The sequence below is a fragment of the Mycobacterium sp. SP-6446 genome, assembly GCF_001954045.1.
Lineage (GTDB): Bacteria > Actinomycetota > Actinomycetes > Mycobacteriales > Mycobacteriaceae > Mycobacterium.
Genome location: NZ_MBEM01000207.1, coordinates 80,529 through 95,761, shown reverse-complemented (window position 1 = coordinate 95,761; position 15,233 = coordinate 80,529). Strand labels below are relative to the sequence as shown.

The window sequence follows — 15,233 nt, the reverse complement described above, 5'->3', positions numbered from 1 at the left end:
CAGATGTCCCCTTACTCCTAGAGGCCTTTGGGACGGGTCCCGATCACCCCGTCGGTGGCAAGTTTCTTTAGTTCGTCGTCGGTCAGCCCGCACCGATCGCGCAGTATCTCCCCATTGTGCTCGCCCAGCCGCGGCGCCGGACGCCGCAGCCACCTTTCCTGACCGGCCAGCGCCGCGAACGGTGGGCACGGATAGAGACCGGCCCCCGTGCTCGGATGGTCAAGTGCCTCGAAGAATCCCCGATGACGGAGTTGGAGGTTGTCGGTCACCAGCGACGGCGACACGACGGGTGCCGCGGGAATGCCCGCGCCGGCCAGCCGTTCCACCGCGGAGTCCAGGGGCTGGGCGGCGAACCACTCAGCCAGCCGTCGATCGATGTCGTCGGCTCGCTCGCGCCGGCCGGCGACGGTGCACAGGCCCTCGTCACACCACGCGGGACGATCCATCAGCTCGACCAGGGCGCGCCACTGCCGGTCGTCTTGCACCGTGACCGCGATCCAATCGTCCGAGCCGGCGCAGCGATAGAGGTTCTGGATCAGGTCGCAGTGCCCGCGGTTGCCACGGCGGCTCAGCGTCGCCCCGAAGACCTCGGATTCGATCGCCTGTATCGCGGTGGCGTTCAACGCGGCTTCCAGCATCGGCAGCTCGACGAGCTGCCCCGTCCCGGTGCGCTCGGCGAAGTTCAGCGCAGCCAGCACGGCGAAGGCGGCGTGCACGCCGGCCAGCGGATCGCACGCTCCCCGCGGCGCCACCGGCGCAGCGTCGGGCAGTCCTGTCACCCAGGCCAGCCCGGCGATCTGTTCCATCGTCGGGGCGAATCCGACGCGGTCGCGCCACGGACCGGACAGCCCGAACGCGGGCATCCGGGCGACGACGAGTTTGGGGTTGACCTCCAACAGCACCTCGGCGGTCAGCCCAAAGTGGTCCATCACGCGTGGCGAGAAGTTCTCGATCACGACGTCGGCTCCGGCCGCCAGCTTCTTGAAGAGGCGGCGACCCTCATCGGAACCCAAATCCAGTGTGACGGAACGCTTGTTGGTGTTCATCGCGTGGAACACCCACCCGTACTCCCACCAGTCGTCGACGTCTTTGCGCATCCCGCCGGAGTAACGAATGCCGTCGGGCCGCTGGATCGACTCGACTTTGACGACGTCGGCGCCGAAGGCGGCCAGCAGGTGGGTTGCGGCCGGCCCGGCCCAGAACGCGGTCAGGTCGACGATGCGAACGCCTTCGAGTGGTCGCGTCCTCGGCGCAGGCTCGGGCTCGAATTCGCTTTTCCGCCAAGGCGGCTCGTCGTTGTCCGCGCCGACGGCAGCGGTGTGGCCCGGTGGCGCGGGGGCGCACGCAGCCATCAGCCACGGCGCGCGCGGCTGGTGAAAGCCCGCGGGGTTGTGGACGAACACGCCACGCTGCGTCATGTACTCCATGTCCCGGATGGTGGAGCCGTTGCCCAGCTCGGCGATCGGCAGCCGGAACAATTGCCCGAGTTCGACGATCTCCGCGACGGTCCGTTCGGCCAGCCACGGGTGAATCTGCTCGCGGATCAGGTCGCGGTACTCCCATCGGCCGATTTGAAAACGCAGCTGCTCGATCTCCTCGAGCCGGGGGCATTCGACCATTGCCAGGAAGTCGAGCCACTGCTGGCCGGTGACCATCGTGATCCCGACGTAGCCGTCCTTGGCGGGTTCGATCGACGGCACCTCGGTGGTGCGGCTGATGGGAGGCACCCGCAGCAACTGCGAATGCAGCCACTCGCTGCTTTGCATCAGGGTCATCGCTTCGAGCATGGACAAGTCGAGATGTTCGCCGGGCCCGCCGCGCTCGACGCGTCGGCGCACCGCGAGCGCACCGAACGCGGCGAACACACCACCCATGTACTCGCCGAGGTCGCCGCCGATGGTGATCGGGGGCCCGGCGGGGTCGCCCCGGAAGCCGGGCGAGCCGGCCCACGCTTGCAGGGTGAACTCGCTGGCGGCGCGGTCGGCGTACGGTCCGGTCCAGCCGAAGTCGGAGATGGTGACGATGACCGCCCGCGGCGAGTCGGCCAGGAGCACATCCGGATCGATCCCCAGCGCCGCCGCCCGCGACCGGCCGGCGGTGACGATCACGACATCGGCGGCGGCCAATTCGGCGTGATAGCGCGCCAAATCTTCAGCGTCCCCGGCGATGGTCATGCTGCGCTTGCCCGCGTTGAGGTAACTGAACAACGGCGAACTGGAGCCCTCCGGCACCGCCGAACAGGTGGCGGAATACCGCCGCAACGAATCCCCTTGCGGTGGTTCGATTTTCCGTACCTGCGCCCCGGCGTCGACCAACAACTTGCCGCAGTAGCTGCCGGCTATCCGGTCACTGATCTCGACGACACGCAGGTCGTGCAGCGGTGTCGGCCGGGCGTCGGATCCGCGACTCACCCAGCTATTTATACCATTACTGCTAAGATAGCTAAGCCAGCCAGTTGCTTGTATCGAGGATCGGATGACCGCCTTGGGAATTGGGACCGACGCAAGGCGCCGGTTGTCGGCGCCGCGGATCGCCGAAATCGTAGCCGACGAGTTGCGCCGTCAGATCATCGACGGCGAGCTCGCCGACGGCGATCTGCTGCCCCGCCAGGAGGTACTGGTCGAACAGTTCAACGTCAGCCTGGTCTCCCTGCGCGAGGCGCTGCGGATCCTCGAGACCGAGGGACTCGTCTCGGTCCGCCGGGGCAACCGCGGCGGCGCCGTCGTGCACGCACCGGCGAAGACCAGCGCTGCTTACATGCTTGGCCTGCTTCTGCAGAGCGAGTCCGTTGCGGTCGCCGATCTGGGCATGGCGCTGCAGGAACTCGAGCCGGCCTGCGCCGCGCTGGCCGCCCAGCGGCCCGACCGCGCCGACACGTTGGTGCCGGAGCTCAAGCGGGTCAACGATTCGATGGCCGAACACCTCGACGACGGTCGGCTTTTCACCGAAATCGGCCGGGAATTCCACGATCTCATGGTTCGCGGCTGCGGAAACCACACCATCATCGCGGTCGTCGGCAGCCTGGAGACGCTGTGGACCAGCCACGAACAGCAGTGGGCCGACGAGAGCGCCGCACGAGGCACCTACCCGTCGCTGGCGCAGCGCCGCGCGGTTCTGGCCACCCACACCAAGCTGACGGAGACGATCGCGGAGGGTGACGTCGACCGGGCTCGTCGCATCGCGGGCCGCCACCTCGCCGACACGCAAACGTATGTGCTGTCCGGCCGGCCCGATCAACGGATCTACGCGCTTTCACCGCAGGCCCAGTCCCGTTCAGGGTCACGCCCGCGGGATATCCGGCACTCCTGAGAGGCAGCCTGCTGGGTGAGCGGCAAGTCCATGCGAACCGCAGTGGTCACCGGCGGCAGCGGCGGGATCGGCAAGGGATGCGGTCGCAAGCTGTGCGAGCTGGATTATGACGTGGTGCTGGTAGCCCGGCGCGAGGGCCCGCTGCGCGCGGCCGCCGAGGAGCTCGGTGCGCGATACGTCGTGGCCGATGCGTCCGACCCGGACGGATTTGCTTCTGCGATAAGCACATTGGACACGATCGACCTCGTCGTTCACGCGGCCGGCACGCTGGGCGGAACCTACGCGCGCAAGCAGACCTTCGAGCAGTGGCGGACGATCATTTCGGCCAACCTGGATTCGTGCTTCGTCGTCACCGCCGCGGCACTGCCCCGGATGCGCGCGGGCTCGCGGTTCGTGTTCATCTCGTCGTCGGCGGCGCACGAGCCCATGATGGCCCGCACCGCCTACTCCGCGTCGAAGGCCGGCATGAACGCGTTCGCCCGCGCGTTGGCGCTCGAGGTCGACCGCGACGGCATCGCCGTGCACATCGTCACGCCCGGCCCGGTGGAAACCGAGATGCTGCAGGATGTTCCCTTCGAGATGTACGCAATTCGCGTGTCCGACGTCGCGGATGCGGTCGCCTGGCTGGACACCGTCGACCCGTCGGTCGACCTACCGGAGATACGGCTTTCCGCCGTGCAGCGGGGCCCGTATGCCCGCCCGCCGGTGGTGCCTACCGAAGCGCGGCGCCGGCGTCAGGGAACGCCTTGATCACCGATTCGCCGAACTCCCGCAGCGAATCGGGCTTGGCGAAATCGGCGAACCACACATAGAACCGCTCGACGCCCTGGCCGGCCAGACCGCCGAAGTGCCGAATCAGCTCGTCGGCGTCGCCGCACACCAGGCCCGACCCCAGGGTGCCGAATCGTCGGGTGCTCACCTCGCGGACGGCGTTCGGATCGTCGCCCGACCGGGCGAACCCGATCATCTGCTGAACCGAGACCCGCGCGGATCCCGTTCGCGGGGCCAGCTTCGGCAGCCGGTCGAGGCGATCCGCCTGCAGATTCCACCAATCCGCATAGTTACGAACGAGTTCCATCATGCGCGGTCCGCTGCCGCCCAGGACCAGCGGTATCGGATGGTTCCGGTTGGGTAGCTGAACGGGGCCGCCCTCGTCGGCGCCGTCGCCCCAGTACTGGCGGAGCAGGGCCAGGTGACGGCCGAGCTGCGCAACGCGGGCCACCGGATCCTGTTGGCCCACTTCGAATCTGCTGAATTCCGCGGGCCAGGATCCCGCGCCGAGGCCGAGGTCGAATCTCCCTTCGGAAGCCTCCGACAGGGTGACGGCTTGCTTGGCGAGCACGGCGGGATGCCGGAAGGCGTCGCACAGCACCAGGTGACCGATGCGCAGCCGCTGGGTCTTGGCCGCCACCCACGTCGCAATCGCCATTGCCTCCCAAATACTTTCGTTGGGCAGCCCGGGAGCTTCCAGATGATCGATGAAGGCGATTCCGTCGAAGCCGCTGGCCTCGGCGTGCAGCGCCCGATCGGCGATGTCGGCCGCGGACAACCTCACCTGCGGCAGGAACAGATACCACTCGACCATGCGCCCACCCAATGCTCGCGCCGATTGCAACAGCGTCGCTAGTTTACTATTTTTATTATGTTAGGGGTCTTATGGACGTCGGTCTGACTTCGGAGCAGCTGTCGCTGCGCGACACTGTGCGCGACATCCTGCGCACCGAGTGTCCCCCCGACGCCGCTCGGCAAGCGACGACCGACCCCGAACGCTGGCGCGCCGTGTGGAAGACGGTGGTCGACCTCGGCTGGACAGAACTTGCCGCACCCGAGGCTAGCGGCGATTACGGGCCCGTCGAGCTGGCGGTTGTTCTCGAGGAGTGCGGCGCCGCAATCGCGCCGATCCCGTTGCTGAGCAGCGTCGGCCTGGCCGCGGGTGCGTTGCGCGCCGGTGGCCTCGACGCGGCACTGGCCGACATCGCCGGCGGCGTCGTCGCCACCCTGGCAGTGCACTGCCCCGGCCGCCGACTGCCCGGGGCCCCGATGACCCTGCGGGACGGGCGCCTGCGCGGACGGGCCGTCGCGGTGCCCAACCTGTCCCGGTCGGAGCTGATCGTCACGCTGGCCCGATCCGATGACGGCGTCCTGGTGGCCGTGGCCCGCTGCGGCGACGGGGTGACGCCGGTGCCGTCGGGCGAGTCGACCGACCCCGCCCAACCGGTGGCCGACGTGGAGATCGACGTCGAGCCGTTGGCGACCGCACCGGTCGGCGTCGGGTCGGCGCTGACGGCGCCGTTGGTAGCCGCCGCGGCCGACCTTGTCGGCGTGGCCAGCGCCGCCCTGCATCGATCCGTCGAGCACGCCAAGGCGCGCCGTCAGTTCGGTACCCCGATCGGGGCCTTCCAGGGGATCAAACACGCGCTGGCCGACAACTACGTCGGCCTGGAACGCGCCCGCAGCCTCACGTATGCGGCGGCGGCCCGCCTCGGCGACCCTAGCGTCGCGCCCGCGGACGCCTGGACCGCAGCGGCGCTGGCCAAGGCGGCGGCCGGCGACGCGGCGGCCAATTGCGTGCGCACCGCGGTGCAGGTGCACGGCGCGCTGGCGCAGACCTGGGAACACGACATCCACCTCTATGTCCGGCGTGCGTGGCAAGGCGCCGCACTACTCGGCGACAGTCGCGCGCTCTACCACGCGGTGGGCCGCCGTTTTGCGGGGGGCGCGGCGTGAGCGCCGTCGTGCAGGAATTCGCCGCCTGGCTGACGGAATTCCTGCCGAACGACTACTACGAGAGGTATCGCCAGTACCGCTGGGACCTCGCCCTGCGGCGCGACTATCAACGGGCCGCGTTCGAGGCCGGATGGATACAACCGACGTGGCCCCGCGAACACGGCGGTCGATCACTGGGCCTGCGCGACGCCATGGAAGTGCGACTCGAGGGGGCGATGCGCTCGGCGCCCAAGCTGCCCAACATCGCCGGCCCCAACGTCGCCGCGCCCGGCATTCGCCAGTTCGGCACGCCCGCGCAGATCGACCGCCTGCTGGTGCCCCTGCTGCGCGGCGACGAATGGTGGGCGCTGGGCATGTCCGAGCCCGAAGCCGGGTCGGATTTCGCCGGCTTGCGCACTCGCGCCGAGCGCGACGGAGACGCGTTCCGGGTCAACGGTCACAAGATCTGGACCACCCAGGCACACGAGTCGCGGTGGTGCACGCTGTATGCGCGCACCGATCCGGACGCACCGAAACACCGCGGCATCTCGTGCCTGATCCTCGACCTGCACTCGCCCGGGGTGCGGATCGAACCCATCCGGATGGCGTCAATCTCCGACGAGACGTTCTGCGAGGTCTTCCTCGACGACGTCGAGGTGCCCGCCGAAAACCTGCTGGGGCCACTGCACGGCGGTTGGAACGTCGCGCTGGCCTCGCTGCAGCACGAGCGCCAGATGATCTGGGTGATGAACTGGGTCGAGATCAAGCGCGGCCTCGACTCGGTCCGCGGCGCCCACGACGACGATCTTTACACCGAGCTCGGCTCGCTGCTCGCCGATGCCGAAGCCCTGCGGGCCACCGGCTACCGCGCGCTCGGCGACGAATTGGCGGGACGGCCCAGCCCCGAAGCCGACATCCTGAAACTGCTCGGATCGGTTACCCTGCAACGTGTTTGGGAGCTCAGCGCCACCGCGGCGGGTCCGCGTTCGGCAGGCGACCCCGATCTGCTCTTCGAACGCCAGGATGCGCTGGCGGCAACCATCTACGGCGGAACGTCGGAGGTCCAGCGCAACATCATCGCCGAGCGGGTGCTCGGGCTGCCGAAGGGATGAGCACGATGGACTACGACCTCGGCGACGATGCCGGCCAACTGCGAAACCACTTGCGGGAGCTGATAGCCAATCACATTCCCGCCGACTTCCTGGGCGCCTGCACCGACGATCCCCGCGACCTGGCAACCACCGAGACATTCTGCAAGCTGCTCGCCTCGGAGGGGCTGCTGGCCCTGGCCTGGCCGAAAGAGCATGGGGGCGGCGGTGGTTCGGTGTGGCAGCAGACGGTGTTGCGCGAGGAAATGTGGGCCCAACACGAGCCGCGCGGTCCGCAGTACATGGGGATCAACTGGGTGGGTCCGGCGCTGATGCGTTACGGCACCGCCGAACAGAAGGCCAAGCACCTGGCGGCCATCGCCTCCGGCGACGTGATCTGGTGCCAAGGCTTTTCCGAACCCGAGGCCGGAACCGACCTCGCATCGTTGCGTACCCGCGCCACGCCCGACGGCGACGGCTGGCGCATCACCGGCCAGAAGGTCTGGACGTCGTACGCGCTGATGGCGTCCTGGTGTGTGCTGGCGGCCTGCACCGACCCCGACGCCCCAAAGCCCAAGCGGCTCACCCTGTTTCTGATCCCGATGGACCGGCCCGGTTTCACCGTCCGGCCCATCGGATCGATGCTCGGACCGCACCACCTCAACGAGATGTTCCTCGACGACGTGCCGGCGTACCCCGGCGACGTCCTCGGCGAGATCGGCGACGGGTGGCGGGTGATGCGCGAGGCGCTCGCATTCGAGCGGGTGGGCATCGCGCGGTACGCCCGCTGTGAATCGCTGCTCGACCGGATGCGCACCGAGCTCGGCGACGACTGGAATGCGTTGCCCGAATCGATTCGCGCCCGCTGGGTACGTGCGTTGGTGGACCTCCGGGTGGCGCGGCTGCTGGCCTATCGGGCGGTGTCGCTGCAGGACGATGCCGCGGCGGGCGCGGCCGCCAGCGCCGCTCGGATCGTCACCACGACGTGCGATCAGCAGGTGGCCGAGCTGCTGTTCGACGTGCTGGGCCCCACCGCGCTGGACAGCGGTGCTTCGGCACCGCTGCACGGAGCGATCGAAGACCATTGGCGGTACGCACAGGCGGCCACCGTGGCATCGGGCACCATCGAGGTGCAGAAAATGCTGGTGGCGCGTGACGTGTTGGGAGGGCACCGGTGAAAACCGATCTGCCACAAGATATCAGCGACTTCGCCGACGTTGCCGCCAAGCGGCTCACTCGGTTGGGCGGGCCGCCTGCGGCGCTGCGCGCCGAGACAGATGACGAGGTTCGGCGGTCGGCGCGCGCGGCGCTGAGCGAGGTCGGCGCGTTCGAGCTCGACGTCCGCTCGGCGGCCGACGATCTGCTGGCCGCCGCGGTGCTCTGTCAGGCCGCCGGCGCGACGGCGCTGCCCTATCCGCTCGTCGAAGAGCTGCTGACAATCGACGGCGCCCGCCTGGCCCTGGTCAATCCGGACGCGCCGCGCATCGATCACGGCGATCTGCCCGGCGACTGGATCGCCGCGGACCTGGACGGCAACCGCTACCACCCGCAGCCCGGGTCGCGGACCAACGCGAAACTGGGGCCGTTTCTGGTGCCGGCCACCCTGAGCGCACCGGATGGAACCGTCCCGGCCGCCGACGTTAATCTTCATCTCGTGCTGGGATCATGGCGGATTCTGGGAGCGGTGCAACAGTCGCTGCGAATCGTCACCGAACACGTGCGCGCCCGCATCCAGTTCGGCAAGCCGCTGGCAGACTTCCAGGCGGTCCGTTTCGCCGTCGCGGACGCCGCCGTTGCGGTGCGCGGGCTCCACGAGCTGGCCAAATACACCATCTCCCGTCCGGAATCGGTAGCACCGCAAGCCCGTTCGGCCGACGCGCTCGTCCTTCGACTCAAGGCATCCGACACCGCGCGGCAGGTGCTGCGGACCTCCCATCAATTGCTCGGCGCGCTGGGCTTTTGCGACGAGTCCGACGTCAGCGTGCTCGACCGGCACACCCAGCCGCTGATCCGATTGCCGCTGAGCACCGAGGAGCTGACGCTGCGGCTGATACCCGGTGTGCCGGACGGCTCGCTGGAGACACTGTTCAGCGGTCCGGTATCGGCATGAGCACCCAGCCCGTCGCGCCTTCGGCAACACCCAACCCGCTCGAAGACGGAATCCCGTTCGGGACCAAACTGGCGCAGCTCGCCGAAGAGCGGCGCGACGACACGGCGGTGACGGTCGTCGCGCTCGACGGCAGCGCACAGTCGCTGACGTTCGGTGAGCTCGACGCCCGCGCCAACCAGTGGGGACGTGCGCTGGCGGCCAGCGGCGGCGAGACGGGTTCCCTTGTCGCGCTTGCTATCCCGAATTCGGTACACCTCGTGCTGGGGACCCTCGGATGCTGGAAGATCGGCGCGGTTCCCGTACCCATGCACTGGGACCTGCCCGAGTGGGAGCGAGAGCGGGTGCGCGAGGTGATCGATCCCGCCGTCGTCGTCGACGAAACCACCCGCTGGGAGCTAGAGGCGCGCGCGGGCGTCGAGTCCTCGAGCCCGCTGCCCGAGGCCGTTGCCCCCCACTCCAACGGCATCTGCAGCAGCGGGTCGACCGGTGTGCCGAAGGTAATCCTCAGCCTCGCGCCGTCGCTGTGGACGCCGCAACACGGTGAACCGTTTCTGGCGAACTGGACGCCGGTGGCCCAGCCCCAGACCATCATGGTGCCCGCGCCCATGTATCACACCAACGGGTTCGCCACCTTCCTGTTCCTGCTCGCCGGCGACCATCTGGTGGTGCTCGAAAAGTTCGACGCGGCACTGGTTTTGGATGTGATCGAACGCTATCGGATCACCAACTTCACGGCCACGCCAACCATGCTGTCACGCATCGCGGCCCGGCCCGACGTCCGGCAGCGCGACCTGTCCAGCGTGGTGTTCATCCTGCAGGGCGCAGCGGTGATGCCGCCGTCGCTCATGCACACCTGGTGCGAGCTGCTCAGCCCCGAGCGGATCGTGACGGCGTACGGCATGACCGAGAACCTCGGGCTGACCGCGTTGCGGGCCGACGAGTGGCTCGCTCACCCGGGCAGCGTCGGCCGCGGCTTCCGCGACACCGAGATCCGGATCCTGGACGCCGACAAGAAACCGCTCGGTCCCGGCGAACACGGCGAGGTTTATCTGCGCGCGCCGATGAGCGCGGGATCCCGCTACCTGGGCGGCGCGGCGCCACTGCCGTCGACCGACGACGGCTTCGTGTCGGCCGGCGACATCGGATACCTGGACGACGACGGCTACCTCTACATCGTCGACCGCCGCGTCGACATGATCGTCACCGGCGGCGCGAATGTCTTTCCCGCCGAGGTGGAGTCGGCACTCGCGGGCCACCCGGGCATCGCCGACGTGGTGGTCATCGGGCTCTCCGATCCGCAGTGGGGACGCCGCGTGCATGCCGTGGTGCAACTCGCCGAGGGCCACGATGGGCTCACCGAGCAGCAGGTGATCGAGTACGCCAAAAGCCGGCTCGCCCACTACAAGGCTCCCAAGACCGTCGAGTTCGTCGACGCGATTCCCCGCACCGCGGCGACCAAGGTCAATCGCTCCGCGATGATCGCGGCCCGGGGCGGCTAGTCAGGCCGTTGCGGTGGGAATTCGGCGCGCCGCGCGATGGCATCGCGGTAGGCGTACACCCGATTCGAGACCGTCCCCAGCACGGCAATGGTGCGGCCGCCACGTCCGTACGCCGCGAGGAATTCCCAGGTATCGGGATCGCCTTCGATAACTTCGAGCGCATCGTAATCGGTTGGTACGCCCAGCATTTGCACCTTCACGTCGTACTGATCGGACCAGAAATATGGCACGTCGACGTACGCCTCCGCGTCGTCCGGCCCCGCCAGCAGCGTCCGGGCGGCGAATGCGCCCTGACGTCCGGCATCGTCCCAGTGCTCGGTACGCAGGTGCCGTTCGTACAGCGGATGAAACCACCGCGCGACATCGCCGGCGGCGACGACGTCAGTGCCGCCCTCGACCGCTCCTGTGGCATCGCAGACCACGCCGTCGTCCACAGGCACTCCCGAGCCCTCGAGCCAATCGGTGACCGGAGTCACGCCCAGTCCGATGACGACGAGATCGGCCGGAACCTGTGAACCATCGGTGAGCCGAACCGCCTCCACGCGGCCGTCGCCGACGAACGCGTCGACACCCACGCCGACCCGTAAGTCCACTCCATGGTCGCGGTGCAGGTCCGCCCAGCGAGGTGCCAGCTCGCCGCCCAAGGCGGCCAGTAGTGGGCTCGTGGCCTTCTCGATCAGCACCACGTCCAGGCCCAACGACCGGCAACTCGCGGCGACCTCGGCACCGATGAACCCGCCGCCGACCACCACGACCCGGGGCCGCGAGCCCAACCGCTGGCGGATCGCCAGGCAATCCTCGACCGTGCGCAGCACGAACACACCGTCGGGAACCGGGCCCGGCCATTGGCGTGGGACCGCGCCGCTGGCGATCACCAGCCCGTCGAATCGCACTGCCAGATCCTGGTTTTCGTCGCGCACGTGGACCACCCGCGCGGCCATGTCCAACTTGAGCGCCGATGCCCCTCGCAGCACACGCGCCTCGAAGTCGAACTGCGGAGCCAGGTCGACACCCGCCCGGTGCACCTCGCCGGTAAGCAACTTCTTCGACAGCGGCGGGCGATGGTAGGGGGCTTGCCGCTCGGAACCCACGATGGTCAGCGCACCGTCGTAGCCCTCTTGCCGCAGGGTCTCGGCCGCCCGCGTGCCAGCCACGCCCGCACCGACCACGACCACGTCCTTCAGCTGACGACTCGGCATCGGCTCACTCCTCCACCTTGATCGCCTGCGTGGGACAAGACACTTCGGCGCCAATCAGCTGCTGGCGCAACTCCGCGGGCGGCTCGTCCTGGAGCAGGTGGAGCCCGTCTTCTCGCACGTCGAACACCTCATGGCAAATGCTCATACAGACGCCGTTGCCGTCGCAGGTGTCCAGATCCACCGAAACCTTCATCGAACCTCAGCCCTTTCCGCTGCTACGCCGGAAACCCCGCGGGAACCGTCGGGTCCGCCCGACTTGGCCTGAGCGCGCGCCCGCTCCTGGGCCGCCTTCGCCACCGGCGAGTAGTTCAGGTAGTCGACCGCCATCTGGGTGGACGCCTCGTCGTTGGGATGGTGGCTGGGCCGCAGATACCGGACCGGCGTCGTCACCATGAGCTTCCAGGGGCCGACCACCCGGTACTCGCGGGCGGCCCACAGCCAGTCCCGCCACCGCCACTTTTGGTCGATGGTCGGATCCTGGGCCATCAGGTAGCGAGCGCCCGCGATCCACCAGCCGACGAACAACGGTGTGGTGAAGAACATCGAGAACGCCCTGATCCAGTAGTTGCCGCTGACGTGCTGGAAGACGTCGTACACCAGCGAGCGGTGCTCGACCTCTTCGGCGCCGTGCCAGCGCAGCAGGTCCAGCATCATGGGATCGGCCTTCGCGTAGTCCAGGCCTCGGTTGGTCAGCACCCACTGGCCCAGCATCGCGGTGTAATGCTCCAGCGCGGCCACATCGGCCAGCCGGCGATACAGCCACCACCGTTTCAGTGCCGGCGGAAACCACTTGGGGGCGTCACCCAGCGTTATCGACAACAGTCTCCCGAGCCGGTCGGTGTACGGCTTGGTGTCGATGCCCTGCTCGGCCAGGTGGTCCAGCACGATCTGGTGCGCCCAGGCGTGCCAGGACTCCTGCTGGATGAACGGCTTGATGGCCGCCTCCAACTCGGGGTCATCGACCAGCGACGACGCCTCGAGGACGGCCTTGATGAAGTGCCGCTCACCCTCGGGAAGCAACAGATGCAGGACGTTGATCATGTGGGTCGAAAACGGGTCGCCGGGCACCCAGTGAAGGGGTGTGTCCGACCAATCGAAACGGACCATCCGCCGGTACTTCGGGTGTCCTTCGTGGTGAAGTTGGACCTCTGGCATGAGAAGCTCCTCCCGCCGACGAAGCGCCTCCGCCGGTTCCTTCGTTGCCTCGAAACGAACAGTCAAGCCACCAGCGAAGCGAACGGCGCCGCGCCGCGGAACAACTGTTCACTCAAGCGCGTACCCGCCCGAGGGACCGGTTATTCGTACCGTCGGTACTGCTTTCCTGAGAGTTCAATCAGGAAGCGGCGGACTCCAATTCACGCATGCGCTGCAGCGCTACCTTCGTCAATCGCATCGACAACGCCGGCGAGAGCCGCTCCAGGTACCAAAACGCCTTCCACCATGCCGGTACCACGATGATCGCGTCTCCCCGCAACACGGCACGAAGCGCGCGCTCGGCGAACTTCTCGGGCGCCATCGGCCGCAGCCGCTCCCACGATTTGAGGATGTCCTCGTCACTGACGCCGGGCATATCGACCCGTCCATACTTACCGCCGGTGAGGATCGGCGTCCGGATCGCGCCCGGACAAAGCACCGATACCCGCACCCCGTGGCGCTCGGCCTCCACCCGCAACGCCTTCGAAATTCCGACGACCGCGTGTTTGGTGGCGGTGTAGCTCACCGAGCCGGGCGAGGCGACGAGACCGGCCATCGACGCCGTGTTCACGATGTGACCGGAGCCCTGCCGGATCATGACCGGGTAGACCGCTTGAATCCCGTGCACCACGCCGCCCAGGTTCACATCGAAGACGTCGTTCCAGTCATCGAGCGTGTATGAGTCGGCCTCGCCGGCGACCCCGATGCCGGCATTGTTGAACAGGTAGTCGACCCGGCCGGATTGCTCTACCGCTGCGGCGACGGCGCCCTCGAACGACGAGTAGTCGCGCACGTCGAGCTCGACCGCATGCGCCCTTGCACCGCCATTGTCGAGGCGTTGTGCCAGCTCCTGCGCCAGCCCGATCTGCCGATCGGCGATCCAGACCTCGGCACCCCCGTCGAACAGCTTTGTTGTCAACGCGGCACCGATGCCGGACGCTCCGCCGGTAACGAATGCGATCTTCCCTGTCACCGTCGCGGCCATGGCGGCAGGATATTCGGTTTCCACCTTCGCGGATATGCCACAACGCGCGGTAACCTCATTCTCATGACCGGTCCCAACGATGAAACCGAAGTGACGCGCGCCGAGCGCTTCATCAAAACGGCAGTCGCGATACTGGGCGAAACCGGACGCACCGACTTCACCGTGCAGGAGGTCGTGGCACGCTCCAAGACCTCGCTGCGGGCCTTCTACCAGCATTTCGGCAGCAAGGACGAGTTATTGCTGGCGCTGTTCGACAGGACCATCGCGCAATCCGCGCAGGGCTGGCGCGCCGAGACCACCGGCCTGGACAGCACCTCCGCACTCAAGCTGCTGATCGACCGCGTCAGCCAACAACCGGAATCAACCACCCAGGACAGCCTCAATCGCGCGCTCGGCCTCTACAACCAGTACCTGGCCGAGACCCGTCCGCGCGAATACGCGCGCGTGCTCTCCCCCATGCACCAACTGATTCGGGACATTGTCGGGCAAGGCATCACCGAGGGCGTGTTCAACCCTGGACTCGACGTCGGCGCGGCGGCCGCGATCGTCATGCAGACGATAGTGGGCGCGCAGCGATTGCATTGGCTGGGCAGCGAATTGAACGGAACGCCGATCGACGCCGGCCAGCTGTATGACTTCTGCAGCCGCGCCCTCGGCATCCGGGAGACCGACGAGGAGTCGGCCGCGCCATCCCTCTCGGAGCTGTTCGCGCAGATCGGCATGCGGCCGGGTTCGCGCGAGGGCGAATTCGCGATGACGATGCCGGTCAGCCCGCAAGTCGTGAACACCTCCGGCGCGCTGCAGGGCGGCTTGATCGCGACGCTCGTGGACGTGGCCGGAGGACAGTTCGGCCTCGAATACCTGCAACCGGGCACCACGATGACGACCGCGGACCTGTTCGTCCGCTACCTGCGGCCGATCCGGCAAGGCTCGGCGTTCGCGGTGCCCCGGATGCTGCGGTCCGGGCGCCGGTCGATGGTCATGCAAGTCGACATTTACGGCGACGGCGACGAGCTCCTCGCGACGGCGACGGTGAACTTCGCGGTGATCGAGGGAACCACACCCAAGCTCCCCAGCTGGCCGGACGCATAGCCGTCCGGGCACGGGTACACGTTGTTGCGCAAAAGTGGTAACGTCATTACC

At 67.9% G+C, this 15,233-nt stretch carries 14 protein-coding genes; 8 read left to right on the top strand and 6 right to left on the bottom strand.

Translation table 11 applies throughout. The annotated features are described in order from the left end of the window. Positions 1 to 17: 17 nt before the first annotated feature. Positions 18 to 2,411 carry a CoA transferase gene (locus A5736_RS18735; protein WP_076247900.1) on the bottom strand — a complete coding sequence of 798 codons (2,394 nt, stop codon included), beginning with the start codon at positions 2,409 to 2,411 and terminating at the stop codon, positions 18 to 20. 64 nt (positions 2,412 to 2,475) lie between these two features. On the opposite strand from A5736_RS18735, the gene A5736_RS18730 reads away from it, so the two are divergent. Further along, positions 2,476 to 3,309, top strand: a complete 834-nt coding sequence (locus A5736_RS18730; protein ID WP_076127199.1) for a FadR/GntR family transcriptional regulator — start codon at positions 2,476 to 2,478, stop codon at positions 3,307 to 3,309. Between the two features lie 30 nt (positions 3,310 to 3,339). Then, a complete protein-coding gene (locus A5736_RS18725; protein ID WP_076127334.1) occupies positions 3,340 to 4,059 on the top strand; it encodes an SDR family oxidoreductase in 720 nt (239 codons plus the stop codon). Here A5736_RS18725 and A5736_RS18720 read toward each other — a convergent pair. Continuing rightward, positions 4,022 to 4,894, bottom strand: coding sequence for an LLM class flavin-dependent oxidoreductase (locus tag A5736_RS18720; RefSeq protein ID WP_076247898.1), 873 nt, complete (start codon positions 4,892 to 4,894; stop codon positions 4,022 to 4,024). The genes A5736_RS18725 and A5736_RS18720 overlap by 38 nt on opposite strands. 71 nt (positions 4,895 to 4,965) lie before the next feature. Between A5736_RS18720 and A5736_RS18715 the strand changes: the two genes are divergently transcribed. The 5 genes from A5736_RS18715 to A5736_RS18695 are packed head-to-tail and all read left to right on the top strand — an operon-like array spanning position 4,966 to position 10,712. Further along, the gene (locus tag A5736_RS18715) at positions 4,966 to 6,036 is read left to right on the top strand and encodes an acyl-CoA dehydrogenase family protein (protein WP_076247896.1); all 1,071 of its coding nucleotides are present in this window, start codon (positions 4,966 to 4,968) and stop codon (positions 6,034 to 6,036) included. Next, positions 6,033 to 7,127 (top strand): acyl-CoA dehydrogenase family protein, encoded by a 1,095-nt coding sequence (locus A5736_RS18710; RefSeq protein WP_076247895.1) that lies wholly within the window; start codon positions 6,033 to 6,035, stop codon positions 7,125 to 7,127. The genes A5736_RS18715 and A5736_RS18710 overlap by 4 nt, the downstream gene beginning before the upstream one ends. Further along, positions 7,124 to 8,281 (top strand): acyl-CoA dehydrogenase family protein, encoded by a 1,158-nt coding sequence (locus A5736_RS18705; protein ID WP_175611330.1) that lies wholly within the window; start codon positions 7,124 to 7,126, stop codon positions 8,279 to 8,281. Before A5736_RS18710 ends, A5736_RS18705 begins: the two co-directional genes overlap by 4 nt. Then, positions 8,278 to 9,213: an acyl-CoA dehydrogenase family protein gene (locus A5736_RS18700; RefSeq protein ID WP_076127191.1), complete on the top strand. Its 936-nt coding sequence runs from the start codon at positions 8,278 to 8,280 to the stop codon at positions 9,211 to 9,213. The genes A5736_RS18705 and A5736_RS18700 overlap by 4 nt, the downstream gene beginning before the upstream one ends. Then, entirely contained in the window at positions 9,210 to 10,712 is a 1,503-nt protein-coding gene (locus A5736_RS18695; protein WP_076247893.1) for a class I adenylate-forming enzyme family protein, read from the top strand. Before A5736_RS18700 ends, A5736_RS18695 begins: the two co-directional genes overlap by 4 nt. On the opposite strand, the gene A5736_RS18690 is transcribed toward A5736_RS18695, so the two are convergent. From A5736_RS18690 to A5736_RS18675, 4 genes are all read right to left on the bottom strand, one after another. After that, the gene (locus A5736_RS18690; protein WP_076247892.1) at positions 10,709 to 11,911 is read right to left on the bottom strand and encodes an NAD(P)/FAD-dependent oxidoreductase; all 1,203 of its coding nucleotides are present in this window, start codon (positions 11,909 to 11,911) and stop codon (positions 10,709 to 10,711) included. The genes A5736_RS18695 and A5736_RS18690 overlap by 4 nt on opposite strands. Positions 11,912 to 11,915: 4 nt before the next feature. Beyond that, positions 11,916 to 12,092, bottom strand: coding sequence for a ferredoxin (locus A5736_RS18685; RefSeq protein WP_254848403.1), 177 nt, complete (start codon positions 12,090 to 12,092; stop codon positions 11,916 to 11,918). Between the two features lie 8 nt (positions 12,093 to 12,100). Further along, positions 12,101 to 13,066, bottom strand: a complete 966-nt coding sequence (locus A5736_RS18680; RefSeq protein ID WP_076060439.1) for a metal-dependent hydrolase — start codon at positions 13,064 to 13,066, stop codon at positions 12,101 to 12,103. Positions 13,067 to 13,244: 178 nt separating this feature from the next. Continuing rightward, positions 13,245 to 14,090, bottom strand: coding sequence for an SDR family oxidoreductase (locus tag A5736_RS18675; protein ID WP_076247946.1), 846 nt, complete (start codon positions 14,088 to 14,090; stop codon positions 13,245 to 13,247). Positions 14,091 to 14,153: 63 nt separating this feature from the next. Between A5736_RS18675 and A5736_RS18670 the strand changes: the two genes are divergently transcribed. Continuing rightward, the gene (locus tag A5736_RS18670; protein WP_076127182.1) at positions 14,154 to 15,182 is read left to right on the top strand and encodes a hotdog fold thioesterase; all 1,029 of its coding nucleotides are present in this window, start codon (positions 14,154 to 14,156) and stop codon (positions 15,180 to 15,182) included. Positions 15,183 to 15,233: the final 51 nt, after the last annotated feature.